The sequence below is a fragment of the Bacillus sp. FSL M8-0266 genome (assembly GCF_038613425.1).
Classification (GTDB): Bacteria; Bacillota; Bacilli; order Bacillales; family Bacillaceae; genus Bacillus; species Bacillus pumilus.
Genome location: NZ_CP152015.1, coordinates 1,320,199 through 1,333,708, shown reverse-complemented (window position 1 = coordinate 1,333,708; position 13,510 = coordinate 1,320,199). Strand labels below are relative to the sequence as shown.

Genomic DNA, 13,510 nt, shown 5'->3' with positions numbered 1-13,510 from the left:
TTTTGTCTTTTTAAACCAGACATTTGCCCTCATCAATCTTCACCATGAGTGTAAATGTCTTTTTATATTTAGAGGAGGAATTGGAATTGACAATTGTTAAAACAAGTAATCTAGGTTTCCCGCGAATTGGTTTAAACAGAGAATGGAAAAAAGCACTTGAGTCTTATTGGAAAGGTCAAACTGACCGTGAAACCCTCTTAAGCACACTGGATGAACAATTTTTAACTGCCATTAAAACGCAAATTGATCAACAAATTGATGTTGTTCCTTCTGGAGATTTTACCTTCTACGATCACGTGCTCGATACTGCTGTCATGTTCAATTGGATTCCAGAGCGCTTCCGCAGCTTAAAAGACCCGCTAGATACATACTTCGCGATGGCAAGAGGAACAAAAGATGCTGTCTCAAGTGAAATGACAAAATGGTTTAATACAAACTATCACTACATCGTTCCAGAATACGAAAAAACCACCGAATTCAAACTCACACATAACAAACCGCTTGAAGCTTACGAAAAGGTGAAAAAGGCGTTTGGTGTTGAAACAAAACCTGTCGTACTTGGTCTTTATACATTTGTCTCACTTTCTAAAGGCTATGAACCAAATGAAGTAAAAGAGATTCAGCAGCGTCTCGTCCCGCTTTATACTCAAGTTTTAAAAGAACTTGAAGAAGCCGGCGTCAAATGGGTACAAATTGATGAGCCAGCACTTGTCACAGCTTCATATGAAGACGTGAAATCCGTCAAAGAAATCTATCAAACGATCAAAGAAGCCGTACCTGCCTTAAATATTCTTCTTCAAACATACTTTGATTCAGTAGATGCCTATGAAGAGCTTGTCACATATCCTGTTGAAGCCATCGGTCTTGATTTTGTCCACGATCAAGGACGCAATCTTGATCAAGTGAAAAAGCATGGCTTCCCGAAAGATAAAATTTTATCAGCAGGCGTCATTGATGGAAGAAATATTTGGAGATCAGATCTTGGCGAAAGATTGTCATTCGTTTCTGAGGTCATTGCTGACGCTCAGCCGAAGGAAGTATGGCTGCAGCCATCAAGCAGTTTGCTGCATGTACCAGTTGCAAAACACCCAAGCGAACAGCTTGAAGAAAAACTATTAAACGGACTGTCTTATGCTACTGAAAAGCTGGCTGAATTAACAACATTAAAAGAAGGCTTAACAAAAGGCGCCGCAGCGATTGAAGCAGACATCAATGAAGCCAAGCAAGCACTTCTTACTTTAAAAGAATTTGCAAAAGGAACCAATGCGGATTTGACAGCAGAACGCAACAATCTTTCATCGAAAGACTTTAAACGTCCAGTTGCCTTTGAAGAGCGCCTTCGTATCCAAAACGAATCTCTTGAACTGCCGCTCTTGCCAACAACAACCATTGGCAGCTTCCCGCAGTCTGCTGAAGTGCGAAGTGCTCGTCAAAAATGGCGTAAAAATGAATGGACAGATGCAGAATATGATGAATTTATTAAGAAAGAAACAAAAAGATGGATTGATATTCAGGAGGAAATCGGTCTGGACGTTCTCGTACATGGAGAATTTGAACGTACAGACATGGTTGAATACTTTGGTGAAAAGCTAGCCGGATTTGCCTTTACGAAATTTGCTTGGGTACAATCCTACGGCTCACGCTGCGTGAAGCCGCCAATCATTTATGGAGATGTCGAGTTTACAGCGCCAATGACCGTGAAAGAGACGGTTTACGCACAAAGCTTAACGGAGAAAAAGGTCAAAGGAATGCTGACAGGTCCTGTCACCATCTTAAACTGGTCTTTCCCAAGAACAGATATCTCCCGAAAAGACATTGCCTTCCAGATTGCTTTCGCATTACGTAAAGAGGTAGAAGCGTTAGAAGAAGCAGGGATTCAAGTCATTCAAGTGGATGAACCTGCACTAAGAGAAGGTCTTCCGCTCAAGGAAAGTGATTGGGCAGACTATTTAAACTGGGCAGCAGAGTCATTCCGTCTATCAACATCATCTGTTCAAAATGAAACGCAAATTCATACACATATGTGCTACAGTAACTTCGAGGATATTGTCGATACGATCGAAGACCTTGATGCCGACGTGATTACTATTGAACATTCACGCAGTCATGGTGGATTCCTCGATTACCTAGAGAAGCACCCGTATTTGAAAGGACTTGGACTTGGTGTATATGACATCCATAGCCCGCGCGTTCCATCTATCGAAGAAATGAGTCAAATCATTGATGATGCACTGAACGTATGCCCGGCAGATCGCTTCTGGGTGAATCCTGACTGTGGTCTAAAAACGAGACAAGAGCCTGAAACCATTGCTGCTTTGAAAAACATGGTGACGGCAGCTGAAGTCGCTCGTAAAAAGCTGGCGCAGCATGCATAATTGATACCCTCTCCCCTGCTATCATGGCGGGGGATTTTTATGCGTAAATTGTCCTGCTTGACCATCTACTAGGAGGTTTCCTTTTCTAGCATGATTCGTTTATACTAGAGAAGTCAGTCGAACAAAGGGAGGAAGACAATGAATCACGAAGATTTTTTACAACGCGCAATTGATCTTGCAGTAAAAGGAGTCAATAGTGGTACTGGCGGCCCTTTTGGAGCAGTCATTGTCAAGGATGGACAGATTATTGCCGAGGGAAGCAACAATGTGACAACAACAAATGATCCAACCGCACATGCTGAAGTCACAGCCATTCGAAAGGCGTGCCAGACGCTGAATACATACCAATTAGAAGATTGTATTTTATATACAAGCTGTGAGCCTTGTCCGATGTGCCTTGGTGCTATTTACTGGGCTAGACCAAAAGCGGTCTATTTTGCTGCTGGACATCAGGATGCAGCAGTTTCTGGTTTTGATGACTCGTTTATTTATGAAGAAATCAATAAAGATTACGAATCAAGAAATATTCCATTTTATCAGCTGACACTTCAAAAAACCCTTGCACCATTTGAAGCATGGGAAACCTACGAACAAAAGAAAGAATATTAAAAAAGACACCTGCTCATCAGCAGGTGTTTCTTTTTTTCAGCGTAATAGAGAACCTTTTTTATTCAGCCACTTCAAGCTCTACTTCGATGTTTCCTCTTGTTGCTTTTGAATATGGACAGAATTCATGCGCAGCCTCGACAAGCTCTTTCGCCTTGTCATGGTCAAGGCCTTTTGCAGATACAATCAGCTTGACACCAAGCTTAAATCCGCCATCACTTTCATCTTTTAAAAGACTGACATGTCCCTCGACTTCTGATTCAATGTTGACCCCTTGCTTTTTCGCTACTTGTTCAAGTGCCCCTCCGAAACATGCTGCATAGCCCGCTGCAAATAATTGCTCTGGATTCGTACCAGTTTCTCCGTCTTTCTTTGCATTAGGCATGACAATGTTATGATCGAGCACACCATCTTCTGAACGAATATGTCCAGCTCTTCCGTGTTGTGCCTTTACTTTTGCTGTGAATAATGGTTTCATCTTCATCTCCTCCTTTATCTATTTATTCCTTTCACGTTCTATCCAATTCTCAAACATTTATCGCACATTAAAGAATTTTTTCGTTTTTGGGCTGTATTTATTTTAAAAAAGAAGAAAATCTTATACAATGATAAGTATGACAAAAAATAGTTGGTGACTGACATGACAAATGAATTCGAGCATATGAAGCTGGAAAATCAGCTTTGTTTCTTGTTATATGCAAGTTCAAGAGAGATGACGAAGCAGTATAAACCGTTATTAGAAGAGTTAGACATTACGTATCCGCAATATTTGGCACTGCTTTTATTGTGGGAGCATGGGACATTAAATGTGAAAACGATGGGAGAGCTTTTATATTTAGACTCCGGTACACTCACACCAATGCTGAAACGGATGGAGCAAAACGGACTCATCATCCGCGAGCGCTCGAAAGAGGATGAACGTTCTGTGCAAATTCGTTTAACGGAATATGGTGAGCAACTAAAAGAGAAGGCTACTGCAATTCCATTTCAGATGCTGTCTGGGACAGGCAGATCGGAAGAAGAGTTAAAAACGCTGCGCGCCTCTTTGCATGAGCTTTTGCAAAAATTAACACAATCAAAAGGCTGAGGGAATATTCCCTCAGCCTTTTATGATATCAATTATTGTGCGACAGCTACTAATTCTACTTCAATATTTCCTTGAGTTGCTTTTGAATATGGGCATACGCCGTGTGCTTTATGAACAAGCTCATCTAATGCTGATTGCTCGATTCCAGTTCCTTTTACTTCTAGCTTAACGCCTAGTTTGAAGCCGCCATCTGAACTGTCTTTTACTAAGCTCACATGTGCTGTTACTTCACTTTCAAAACGGATACGCTCTTGTCTTGCGACCATTTGAAGGGCTGAATCAAAACATGCAGAGTAGCCTGCTGCAAATAATTGCTCTGGATTTGTTGCTTTTTCAATTTTTTTCGCTCTTGGTGTTCCAGGCATTGCTACATCATGCTCAAGCACACCATCAGTTGAAACAACCTTTCCTTCTCTTCCTCCTACAGCTGATACCGTTGCAGTAAATAAAACTTCTGACATGTATATAACCCTCTTTCTCTCCAATAATATTTTCTACAATTGAATTGTACACAATTAAAATTCAAGAGTCAACGAATACACACTCTTTTTTTAAGATTTCCTTTCTCCTCTATTTTATGTACACAGTAAAAAAAGCCCTTAATAAGGGCTTTTAGAGGATGTCATACTGCGCATTTGGTTGTTGTAGCGTATGGTTTCTGTTATCCGGGTCGGCATTTGGTGCTGCTGCCAGCCATAATGCCAGGATGGTGATGCTTGTACAGACGACTGCCCATTTTTTAAAATTCATATAAACAATCCCCTCTCTGAATATAGATTCGAGCATGTTCCGCTTCTCCGTAGAACACGGAAGATTTTTCATAATCTTCCATTTCATTATAATGCTTTGCGGTGTCTAATGCCAGCTCCTCTATATCTGGATATGCATAGGAAGACTCTAAAAAATGAAAAATTCGTTTAATATGCTCCGCATCTTGCTTTAAATACAATGCTTCTAAAAATATCGTCTTTTGAATATGAATATCATCCTGAAGTGCTTCTGCTCGCTTCATACATTCTTCTCTGTAGTGTAAGGCTTCTTCGTGTTTACCTTGTTTGTATAATATCTGAGCGGCTGTATAAAGAGGGTCTATGGATCGACGAAGGTGATCGGATTGATTTTGGTCAAATAACGAGATGGATTCTTTCATTAGTTCCAGTGCGCGGTCAAGATCTCCCATTCGGTAATAACTGTTGCCCATATTAAACAAAGAGGAAGCAATAAAACGCACATTTTGAAAGTCTCTTGATCTCGCAAGCGCTCTCTCGAGATGTGGTAATGCCTTTTCATGTCTTCTCATATCATCATAATTACCTGCCACAATAAATTCGCACTGGATCGTGCGAAGCGCATATAGCTCATGCTGAATATAGACATCTAGCGCCAGTTTGGCATGATGCATCGAGATATGTGTTTGTTTCATGTGATAATATATTTCTGACATTTTAAAATGAAATTCCGCACGTTCAATATCATCTGACACAAAAGAAAGCTTGTGCTCTGCCTTTTGATAAGACGAGATGGCAGCAATATACTGCCTACGGCCAAATTCATACATGCCTCTGAAAAAATGATAGTAGTATTCAAGCATGCCTGTGACATGTGTTTGATGCTCATCTATTTCTTTCGAAAGCTCGGAAAAGTTGGCGCGAAGCTTTCCTTCCTTTAATGGCTTTAAATAATCGAGCATAACCTCATGTCTGAATTCCATTAAAGAAAAATAGAGAAGCAAATTCTGATCTTCTTCCATTGAATCAAGAGAGGTGCGAATTTCCTGCTTTAGTTGTTCTGCTTGTTCTGAATCAAATCTGCGGATTAATTCATACCACTTATTGATTTTCACTCCAATATCCGAAGAGGGAATGATTTTCGCCATACGTTGCCTTCTCCAATCTTCTCAAAATATAAAACATTACCATATTTTATCATACTTGACCGAAGAAATACAAAAATGAAAGGAAAAAGAGAGCCTATTGTCACGAGACTCTCTTTTGAATTCGTTATTCTCTTATTTGTCCTTGACCGCGAATGACAAACTTTTCAGAGGTTAAGGCAGGCAGACCCATAGGTCCTCTTGCATGCAGTTTTTGTGTGCTAATCCCTATTTCTGCTCCGTAGCCAAATTCAAAGCCATCTGTGAACCGAGTAGAGGCATTATGATAGACAGCGGCAGCGTCAACAGCTGTTAAGAAAAGTGACGCACTTTGATCATTTTCCGTAATGATCGCTTCAGAGTGCTTGGAGCTATACGTTTGTATATGCTGAATCGCTTCTTCTATGCTCTCTACGATTTTAATACTGACAATCGGGGCTAAAAACTCTGTTTCATAGTCCTCTGTGGTCGCTAATGAAGCACTTGGCGCAAGGGCACATACAGCTTTATCGCCCCGTATCTCTACCCCATTTGCATGAAGGGCTTCAAATAACGAAGCGCCATATGTTTTTGCCCATGTTTCATGAATGACAATGCTCTCGATCGCGTTGCAAACAGATGGCCTTTGGGTTTTAGCATTCAGAACAATCTGCTCAGCCATTTCGTTTTTCGCTGTTTCATCAATGTAGATATGACAGTTCCCTGCACCTGTCTCAAGCACTGGCACGGTAGACTCTCTCACGACAAGATCAATTAAATTTTTCCCGCCGCGCGGAATAAGGACATCCAGATATTCATTTAAAGTGAACAGCGTTTTCGCCGTTTCACGGCCTGTATCTTCAATCAATTGCACACTGTCTACTGGAATATCCGTTGTGTGAAGCGCTTCATGGATCACCTTCACAATCGCTTTATTACTATGAATGGCAGAGGAGCTCCCGCGAAGAATAACAGCATTCCCAGTTTTCAAACAAAGGGTGGCAGCATCTACAGTCACGTTTGGTCTTGCTTCATAAATCATTCCAACCGTTCCAAGAGGCACACGCACCTTTTCGATGTACAGACCGTTTTCTTTTTGAATGGTTTCTAATGTTTCACCAATTGGGTCTTTTAGATGAATGAGTTGAAGGGTCGCGTCTGCGATGTCTTCAATTCTCTCTTCCGTGAGTGTAATCCGGTCAATAACAGAAGGCGTGAACTGCTTTTCCTCTGCAGCCTGCACATCCTTTTTATTCTCCTCGAGTAAATAAGCGGAAGATGCTTTAAGTGCAGTTGCGATGGCATGTAAAGCTGCATTTTTTTGCTCCGTCGTTTTTAGGAGCATCTGATCTTTGGCTACACTTGCTTTTTTTGCTTTTTCAAGAACTTCATTCATCGTATTCCCTCCTCAGTTTTGTACATGCTGTACCCAGTGATCTCTGTGTATGACTTCAGGCTTCTCATTTGAAAGCTCATCACTTCGCATCCCTTTAATACCGAGAAGCTCATCGGATGCATACAAGGTTTGTCCTTTACCTACTAGTCCGTTCGGCCCTACGACTTCAACGACCTCTCCTTTAGAAAAGTCCCCAGCGACATCAATGACGCCAGCTGGGAGAAGACTTCTGCCATGATGCAAAATCGCCGCTTCTGCTCCTGCATCTATCATAATTTTCCCAGAAACGGGTGAATGGAATTGAATCCATTGACGGCGGTTGTTAACAGCTGATAAGTCCTGTTCTCCGATATACGTTCCGTCTCCTTGACCCGCTAGAATATGAAGCAGCTTATCTTCACCAGTACCTGTGCCAATGAAGACTTTCACGCCTAGTGAAAGTGCCGTTTGTGCAGCAGACAGCTTTGATTTCATCCCGCCTGTTCCCACTTTTGAGCCTGTGCTCTTCGCATATGAAAACAATTCTTCTGAAATGTGTGTTAGAACATCAAAACGCTTCGCCTCAGGATGCTCATTTGGATTTGCATTATAAATTCCATTAATGTCTGTTAAGATGATCAATTGGTCTGCATGAATTAAACCGCTGACAAGAGCTGACAGCATGTCATTATCCCCAAAGGTAAGCTCCTCAATGGAGACAGAATCATTTTCATTAATGATCGGTAAAATTTTTCTTTCTATCAGCTCCATCATCGTTGCGTAAGCATTTCGATATCTTGTTCGATCTGAAAAGTCATTACGGGTTAAAAGCATTTGCGCAGGTGTCATGTGAAACTGTGAAAATAATTCTGTATATTTCTGCATTAACAAGCCCTGACCAACGGCTGCTGCTGCCTGTTTTCCCTTTAAGGTCACAGGTCTTGATGGATACCCTAAGCTGCCAAACCCTGCTGCCACGGCTCCTGATGAAATTAAAATAATTTCATGCCCAGCCTCTTTCAGCTTTGCTATCGCTTTCACATGATCCTGCATTTTTTGTTCATCAATGGCTCCTTTTTGCTCTGTTAATGAACTGCTGCCAATTTTGATGACGATCCTTTGCTTTTTCATTATTGATTCCCTCCGCTATACCTTTAGGCACAAAAAAATCCCTTTTTCTCCTTATGTAAAGGACGAAAAGGGATTTTCCGTGGTACCACCTTCATTGAATAAGCATACATCTACTTATTCCACTCAACTCCTGTAACGCCAGGCACGCGCTTAGATTTTTCCTCTAAGGCTCAAAGGGTAGGTTCAGCAGCTGTCTGCGGCAAATGTTTCAGCATGTCATTTGCTCTCTTTACGCATCAGTTCCTGCTTACTATTCCTTTTCAACGCTCGTTAATTTTTTTATATTATCACCAATTGCTAAGGAAAAGTCAAGCGGTCAATTAAATACAATCGTTTTATTCTCATGCACAATAATTCGATCTTCTAGATGCCATTTGACGGCACGTGCAAGCACACTCCGCTCAATTGTTCGGCCAATATTTTTTAAAGCTTCCGCATCATCCCGGTGATCTACACGCTCAATATCCTGTTCAATGATCGGTCCTTCGTCTAAATCATTGGTCACATAATGAGAAGTTGCGCCAATTAATTTGACTCCTCGCTCATATGCCCGCTTATATGGATTTGCACCGATAAACGCTGGCAGGAAGGAATGATGAATATTAATGATTTTGTTCGGGTGCTGTTCTATAAATCCAGGCGTTAAAATTTGCATGTATCTAGCAAGCACAATGGCATCAATATCATACTCTTCTAATAATGCGAGCTGCTGTTTTTCCGCTTCTTTGCGAATGTCTTTGTTCGCCTTTACAAAATGGAATGGGATTCCAAGCGCTTCTACTGTATCTTTTGCCGTTTCATGATTGCTGATCACGACCGCAATTTCAGCCATCAAATTGCCGCTTTGCCATTCCCATAGCAGCTCATGTAAACAATGAAGCTCTTTTGACACAAAGATTGCCAGCTTTTTCAGCTCACTTGCACGCGACATGCTCCACGTCATTTGAAAAGATGCTGCAATTGGCTCAAACTGCTGCTTCAGCTGATCCATATTTGCCGAGATGTCTTTCCAATCAAATTCAATTCTTAAAAAGAACCGGCCGCTTTCATGATCTGTTGTGTATTGGCTGGATTCAATGATATTTGCTCCGTGCTCAAATAAAAAGGAAGAGACAGCGGAGACAATTCCAGGCTGATCCGGGCAGCTGACAAGCAATCTTCCTTTTTGCTCATGCTTTTGTCTGTGTAATTCAAGTTTCTCTGTTATCAAAGTTCTCATGTATCATGACCTCATTTACGTTTTCATTCTAATGAAATATTATACTGGACTGGAAAGAGAAAAAGCAATGTAGAGCCCTATTTTTTATTGAATATTCATTCAATTCTGCACCTGGCGTGATATAATGTGAATAGACCTTTTATCATAAAAGGAGTGGTGGAGATGAAAAGTATGACTTTGTTTGGAAAAGTTAGCTTTTGGCTCGGCATCGTTTGTCTGATCACAGGTATTTCCCTTTTTATAGCCGGTGAAAGACTCATTCCTTTTCTCACATTTGGTGTGTGTTTTCTGCTTGTGAGCCAGCTTTACCGCAAAAATGAAAACGATTCCAATCATCATTCGATGTAACAAAAGGCTGGCATCTATCTGCCAGCCTTTTCTTATTCAATGATTTTCAATCCTACTGCCGCAGATAAAATCAGCGCGATAAAGAAAATACGTTTTGCATCTTTCGACTCTCCGTAAAACAGCATACCGACGGTGGCGCCTCCAGCAGCTCCGATTCCTGTCCAAATGGCGTACGCCGTTCCCATCGGAATCGTGTTCATCGCAAGAGACAGCATCAGAAAGGACATCGAAAAGCCAGCCGCAATGAATAAAATCCATTTGACATGCTTGTCTTTTTGGAATTGGTTCATCATGGTCACACAAAACATTTCTAAGATGCCTGCTCCAATAAGTAAAAGCCAGCTCATGATTCAGCCTCTCCCTTCTTTTCACCTGTTGTCAGCTTCAGTCCTAATACACCGCACAAAAGCATGACAATCAAAAGCAGTTTAACAAGCTGAACCGGCTCACCAAGCACCATGCCTATGACGACGGTACCTGCTGTCCCAAGCCCGGTAAAAACGGCATAAAGTGTGCCAACTGGCAGTACACTTGTTGCTTTCATGAGTAAATAAAAGCTCACGATAATACAAACGATGGTTGCGCCCCATTCTATGAGCGAGTGGGCATATTTCAGCCCCATCACCCAGCCGACTTCAAAGATGGCCGCAATAAAGACATTTCCCCATTTCATCTGATCTTCTCCTTTCTGAACGATTCCAACCAACAAAAAAAGCCTGGAAATCGATCGTTTGATCAACTCTCCCGGGCTTTTATCCCTCCGTGTCCATATGGCCTCTTCTAAAGACCCTATGTGTTTTCTCTCGGTCCAGACTGCACCAGCGCACGGAACCCTAGAAAACCAATTCATGATAAACAGATCTGACTTAGAGCAGATTCTGTATTAAAAATCTTATCACACCCCGATATGCCGGTCTACCAGTGTGCTCTCCCTCTTCAAATATACTTGTTCAATTTTCGAAAGAAATGATTTGGGACCGGCGTATACTAAGTGTTAGAAACAGATCAACTGATAAAGAATATCTGCGGGATATTTGCGTGCTGCTAACCGAAGGGAAATGAACGTATATGACAATCCATTTATTTTTTATTACATTGACGATCAAGCGTAAATACAAGGACATGGAGACCGTTCTTTACGAACAAGAAGTTGAAACATTTTATGAAGAAATGAAACAGAAACAACTAAAGTATATGAGCTAAAACAGAAAAAATATGGAAGAAGGACCAAGTTAGACACGCTCAGACGTTAAAGGAACGATCATATCGCTGGTATAATGAACTCAGATTGATGTGATGAACGTTCAACTTTAGGATGCTGCATTTACAGATCATCCGTTGTATCGGCCCAAATAATGAAACCAAGAGGTGAATCGTATGATGATAACCGACGAACAGAAACATGAATTTTATCAAGCACTGGTTGACAAGAATCCGCAATATGACGGCACATTCTTCGCCGGCATTAAGACGACCGGTATCTTCTGCCATGCCACATGTACCGCTAGAAAACCAAAATATGAGAACTGTGAGTTTTTCTTTACAGCAGAGGAAGCACTGCTAGCAGGATATCGTCCGTGCAAGCGCTGCACTCCATTAACCTATCCAAACAGCATTCCAGAAGAAGTCAAAACACTCGTTTCAGCAGTTGAAACACATCCTGAAAAACGCTGGAAAGAAGAGGACTTTCGTCAATTAGGGATTCACTCTGCAACGGCTCGGCGAAAATTCAAAGAAATCTACGGCATGACCTTTGTTCAATATGCGAGATCACGCCGAATGGGGCTTGCCTTTAAAGAAATTATGAATGGAAAAAAAGTGATTGATCAGCAGGTCGCCTTGGGCTATGATTCTTCGAGTGCCTTCAATGATGCCTTTACGAAAATCATGGGAAACCCCCCTAAAAAGGCACAGACTAAGATTCTCCATGCCAATTTTATTTCCACACCGATCGGACGGATGATCAGCGTGACAGATGCCGCGCATGTGTATTTACTGGAATTTATGGACAGGCGGGGACTAGAAAAGGAAATTGAGAACATGAGAAAAAAGCATCATGCACGTATTTTAGTTGGGGAAACAAACGTCCATCAGCAATTGGTAAAGGAATTGACCTTATATTTCGAGAAAAAACTGACGCAGTTTACCGTACCGCTTTCCATGCATGGCACCCCTTTTCAAATGAAGGTGTGGGACCTACTTACACGCATTCCTTCAGGCGAAACAAGTTCTTACCGAGATCTTGCTGTGATGCTGGGCGATCCGCATTTGGTCCGAGCGGTAGGGAATGCAAATGGTGCCAATCAATTGGCGATCATCATTCCATGCCACCGCGTCATTCAAACAAGTGGTGAGCTTGGCGGCTACGGCGGAGGGGTTGAACGTAAGAAATATTTACTTCAGCTAGAACAGCGGATATAAAATAAAAACGGCTCTGCTTATTTTGTAAGCGAGCCGTTTTCTTCGTTGCGGGTGATGCTGTATACATCAATGATTTGGTCCCATTTTGAAATGGTTTTTTCTTTTTTCATGCCCATTTTTAAAGCGACCTTTACCGATGCTTCATTGTCTGGGCGGATTAAGCTCACCATTCGTCTGACCTTCATTTCTTGAAAACCATAGGTGAGACAGCCTTTTGCGGCTTCAGCAGCATAGCCATTTCCCCACGCTGCTTTTTTTAGCATGTAGCCGATTTCAAGTTCTGTTTGTCCTTCAATGTTTTGCAGAACAATCCCGCTTTGTCCAAGTGGTTCATTCGTTTCTTTGTCTTCAATGATCCAGAGAGAAGTATGATACATACGGTCATTCTTTTGATTCCATGCAATCCACTCTTTCGTCTGCTGCTCATCCTTCAAAGAAGGATAATACTTCATTACTTCTTCATCTTGGAACAACATGTCATATAAAAATGGCGCATCATGTTCATTCATCGTTCTCAGTCTAAGGCGCTCTGTTTCAAGCACTATGCGTGTTTGAAGTTTCATTTATGGTCTCCCCTCACTTACTGATTAAAAATATCACCGAACAATCCATTTGAATCTGGGGCAAAGTAATGGATTCCCGCACCGGTTAAACTAGCTGCCAATGCCGTCCACATGATTAAACTGACTGTCATCCACACTGCGACTTGCTTTCTTTTCGTTCCGAAGCTCATGCACATAAATGCCGCTAGATGACTGCCGATGATAAAAGGACCAATGAGCGCTAATCCCGGGAGACCATATCGTTCCCAAATTTTTCTGGCTCGTAGTTGCTTTTTTTCTCCTTTTCCATCACTTTTGTCCTCTTTTCTCCTCAACCGCCATGCTTTGAAGCGGTCTACGAAAACAATGAGGAGCAAGACTGTGAGAAAGTTGCCGATGAACCCGATTACAGCCGTTGTCACAGGATGCAGTCCACCTAAGATGGCCAGTGGAACAACACCAACCACTTCAAAAAAAGGCAAAGCAGCCAATACAAAAACAAGTACATATCCCCATAAGATATCCAAGCACAGAACCCCTTTTCATTTTTGTCC

The 13,510-nt window shown here is 41.7% G+C and carries 17 protein-coding genes, 1 riboswitch and 1 other annotated feature; of the genes, 6 read left to right on the top strand and 11 right to left on the bottom strand.

The features are described from left to right. Positions 1-86: 86 nt before the first annotated feature. Positions 87-2,375, top strand: coding sequence for a 5-methyltetrahydropteroyltriglutamate--homocysteine S-methyltransferase (gene metE, locus MKY83_RS06620; RefSeq protein WP_106067719.1), 2,289 nt, complete (start codon positions 87-89; stop codon positions 2,373-2,375). 138 nt (positions 2,376-2,513) lie between these two features. Then, complete coding sequence (locus tag MKY83_RS06615) at positions 2,514-2,984, top strand: nucleoside deaminase (RefSeq protein WP_342488411.1); 471 nt, start codon at positions 2,514-2,516, stop codon at positions 2,982-2,984. A 58-nt stretch (positions 2,985-3,042) separates the two neighbouring features. Here MKY83_RS06615 and MKY83_RS06610 read toward each other — a convergent pair whose 3' ends face one another. Further along, on the bottom strand, positions 3,043-3,459 hold the full coding sequence (locus MKY83_RS06610; protein ID WP_065097132.1) for an organic hydroperoxide resistance protein: 417 nt from the start codon (positions 3,457-3,459) through the stop codon (positions 3,043-3,045). A 162-nt stretch (positions 3,460-3,621) separates the two neighbouring features. Between MKY83_RS06610 and MKY83_RS06605 the strand changes: the two genes are divergently transcribed. Continuing rightward, positions 3,622-4,068, top strand: coding sequence for a MarR family transcriptional regulator (locus tag MKY83_RS06605; RefSeq protein WP_003212097.1), 447 nt, complete (start codon positions 3,622-3,624; stop codon positions 4,066-4,068). A 32-nt stretch (positions 4,069-4,100) separates the two neighbouring features. Here MKY83_RS06605 and MKY83_RS06600 read toward each other — a convergent pair whose 3' ends face one another. The 6 genes from MKY83_RS06600 to purU form a co-directional block, all read right to left on the bottom strand. Beyond that, on the bottom strand, positions 4,101-4,529 hold the full coding sequence (locus MKY83_RS06600; RefSeq protein ID WP_044138892.1) for an organic hydroperoxide resistance protein: 429 nt from the start codon (positions 4,527-4,529) through the stop codon (positions 4,101-4,103). A gap of 151 nt (positions 4,530-4,680) precedes the next feature. Further along, positions 4,681-4,818 carry a phosphatase gene (locus MKY83_RS06595; RefSeq protein WP_342488410.1) on the bottom strand — a complete coding sequence of 46 codons (138 nt, stop codon included), beginning with the start codon at positions 4,816-4,818 and terminating at the stop codon, positions 4,681-4,683. Then, positions 4,808-5,944 (bottom strand): Rap family tetratricopeptide repeat protein, encoded by a 1,137-nt coding sequence (locus tag MKY83_RS06590; protein WP_106067718.1) that lies wholly within the window; start codon positions 5,942-5,944, stop codon positions 4,808-4,810. Before MKY83_RS06590 ends, MKY83_RS06595 begins: the two co-directional genes overlap by 11 nt. A gap of 124 nt (positions 5,945-6,068) precedes the next feature. Next, positions 6,069-7,316, bottom strand: coding sequence for a glutamate-5-semialdehyde dehydrogenase (locus tag MKY83_RS06585; protein ID WP_342488408.1), 1,248 nt, complete (start codon positions 7,314-7,316; stop codon positions 6,069-6,071). Between the two features lie 12 nt (positions 7,317-7,328). Beyond that, positions 7,329-8,426 (bottom strand): glutamate 5-kinase, encoded by a 1,098-nt coding sequence (gene proB / locus MKY83_RS06580; RefSeq protein WP_265208303.1) that lies wholly within the window; start codon positions 8,424-8,426, stop codon positions 7,329-7,331. Positions 8,427-8,481: 55 nt separating this feature from the next. Further along, positions 8,482-8,699, bottom strand: a binding site (T-box leader). Positions 8,700-8,742: 43 nt separating this feature from the next. After that, positions 8,743-9,645 carry a formyltetrahydrofolate deformylase gene (purU, locus tag MKY83_RS06575; RefSeq protein ID WP_113767580.1) on the bottom strand — a complete coding sequence of 301 codons (903 nt, stop codon included), beginning with the start codon at positions 9,643-9,645 and terminating at the stop codon, positions 8,743-8,745. Between the two features lie 162 nt (positions 9,646-9,807). On the opposite strand from purU, the gene MKY83_RS06570 reads away from it, so the two are divergent. Continuing rightward, the gene (locus tag MKY83_RS06570) at positions 9,808-9,993 is read left to right on the top strand and encodes a hypothetical protein (RefSeq protein ID WP_034663011.1); all 186 of its coding nucleotides are present in this window, start codon (positions 9,808-9,810) and stop codon (positions 9,991-9,993) included. A 32-nt stretch (positions 9,994-10,025) separates the two neighbouring features. Here the strand turns inward: MKY83_RS06570 and MKY83_RS06565 are convergent, their stop codons facing one another. Both MKY83_RS06565 and MKY83_RS06560 read right to left on the bottom strand, forming a co-directional pair. Continuing rightward, on the bottom strand, positions 10,026-10,340 hold the full coding sequence (locus MKY83_RS06565; protein ID WP_065097126.1) for a multidrug efflux SMR transporter: 315 nt from the start codon (positions 10,338-10,340) through the stop codon (positions 10,026-10,028). Further along, complete coding sequence (locus MKY83_RS06560) at positions 10,337-10,666, bottom strand: multidrug efflux SMR transporter (RefSeq protein WP_065097125.1); 330 nt, start codon at positions 10,664-10,666, stop codon at positions 10,337-10,339. Before MKY83_RS06560 ends, MKY83_RS06565 begins: the two co-directional genes overlap by 4 nt. A 66-nt stretch (positions 10,667-10,732) precedes the next feature. Next, a riboswitch (guanidine-I (ykkC/yxkD leader) is annotated at positions 10,733-10,841 on the bottom strand. A gap of 220 nt (positions 10,842-11,061) precedes the next feature. Between MKY83_RS06560 and MKY83_RS06555 the strand changes: the two genes are divergently transcribed. Beyond that, on the top strand, positions 11,062-11,196 hold the full coding sequence (locus MKY83_RS06555; protein ID WP_065097124.1) for a YrzI family small protein: 135 nt from the start codon (positions 11,062-11,064) through the stop codon (positions 11,194-11,196). Between the two features lie 174 nt (positions 11,197-11,370). Next, positions 11,371-12,414, top strand: coding sequence for a trifunctional transcriptional activator/DNA repair protein Ada/methylated-DNA--[protein]-cysteine S-methyltransferase (locus MKY83_RS06550; protein ID WP_185106983.1), 1,044 nt, complete (start codon positions 11,371-11,373; stop codon positions 12,412-12,414). Positions 12,415-12,431: 17 nt separating this feature from the next. Here MKY83_RS06550 and MKY83_RS06545 read toward each other — a convergent pair whose 3' ends face one another. Together MKY83_RS06545 and MKY83_RS06540 are read right to left on the bottom strand one after the other, a co-directional pair. Then, entirely contained in the window at positions 12,432-12,977 is a 546-nt protein-coding gene (locus tag MKY83_RS06545; protein WP_065097122.1) for a GNAT family N-acetyltransferase, read from the bottom strand. Positions 12,978-12,994: 17 nt separating this feature from the next. Then, positions 12,995-13,483 carry a small multi-drug export protein gene (locus tag MKY83_RS06540; RefSeq protein ID WP_106067714.1) on the bottom strand — a complete coding sequence of 163 codons (489 nt, stop codon included), beginning with the start codon at positions 13,481-13,483 and terminating at the stop codon, positions 12,995-12,997. Between the last annotated feature and the right edge of the window lie 27 nt (positions 13,484-13,510).

Excerpts from the sequence above, each read along its gene's own strand:
- MKY83_RS06615 (WP_342488411.1), top strand. The coding sequence starts at position 2,514 with ATGAATCACGAAGATTTTTTACAACGCGCAATTGATCTTGCAGTAAAA.
- MKY83_RS06570 (WP_034663011.1), top strand. The coding sequence starts at position 9,808 with ATGAAAAGTATGACTTTGTTTGGAAAAGTTAGCTTTTGGCTCGGCATC.
- MKY83_RS06600 (WP_044138892.1), bottom strand. The coding sequence starts at position 4,529 with ATGTCAGAAGTTTTATTTACTGCAACGGTATCAGCTGTAGGAGGAAGA.
- MKY83_RS06550 (WP_185106983.1), top strand. The coding sequence starts at position 11,371 with ATGATGATAACCGACGAACAGAAACATGAATTTTATCAAGCACTGGTT.
- MKY83_RS06595 (WP_342488410.1), bottom strand. The coding sequence starts at position 4,818 with ATGAATTTTAAAAAATGGGCAGTCGTCTGTACAAGCATCACCATCCTG.
- MKY83_RS06610 (WP_065097132.1), bottom strand. The coding sequence starts at position 3,459 with ATGAAACCATTATTCACAGCAAAAGTAAAGGCACAACACGGAAGAGCT.
- MKY83_RS06590 (WP_106067718.1), bottom strand. The coding sequence starts at position 5,944 with ATGGCGAAAATCATTCCCTCTTCGGATATTGGAGTGAAAATCAATAAG.
- MKY83_RS06565 (WP_065097126.1), bottom strand. The coding sequence starts at position 10,340 with ATGAGCTGGCTTTTACTTATTGGAGCAGGCATCTTAGAAATGTTTTGT.
- MKY83_RS06555 (WP_065097124.1), top strand. The coding sequence starts at position 11,062 with ATGACAATCCATTTATTTTTTATTACATTGACGATCAAGCGTAAATAC.
- MKY83_RS06585 (WP_342488408.1), bottom strand. The coding sequence starts at position 7,316 with ATGAATGAAGTTCTTGAAAAAGCAAAAAAAGCAAGTGTAGCCAAAGAT.
- MKY83_RS06545 (WP_065097122.1), bottom strand. The coding sequence starts at position 12,977 with ATGAAACTTCAAACACGCATAGTGCTTGAAACAGAGCGCCTTAGACTG.
- MKY83_RS06605 (WP_003212097.1), top strand. The coding sequence starts at position 3,622 with ATGACAAATGAATTCGAGCATATGAAGCTGGAAAATCAGCTTTGTTTC.
- purU (WP_113767580.1), bottom strand. The coding sequence starts at position 9,645 with ATGAGAACTTTGATAACAGAGAAACTTGAATTACACAGACAAAAGCAT.
- MKY83_RS06560 (WP_065097125.1), bottom strand. The coding sequence starts at position 10,666 with ATGAAATGGGGAAATGTCTTTATTGCGGCCATCTTTGAAGTCGGCTGG.
- proB (WP_265208303.1), bottom strand. The coding sequence starts at position 8,426 with ATGAAAAAGCAAAGGATCGTCATCAAAATTGGCAGCAGTTCATTAACA.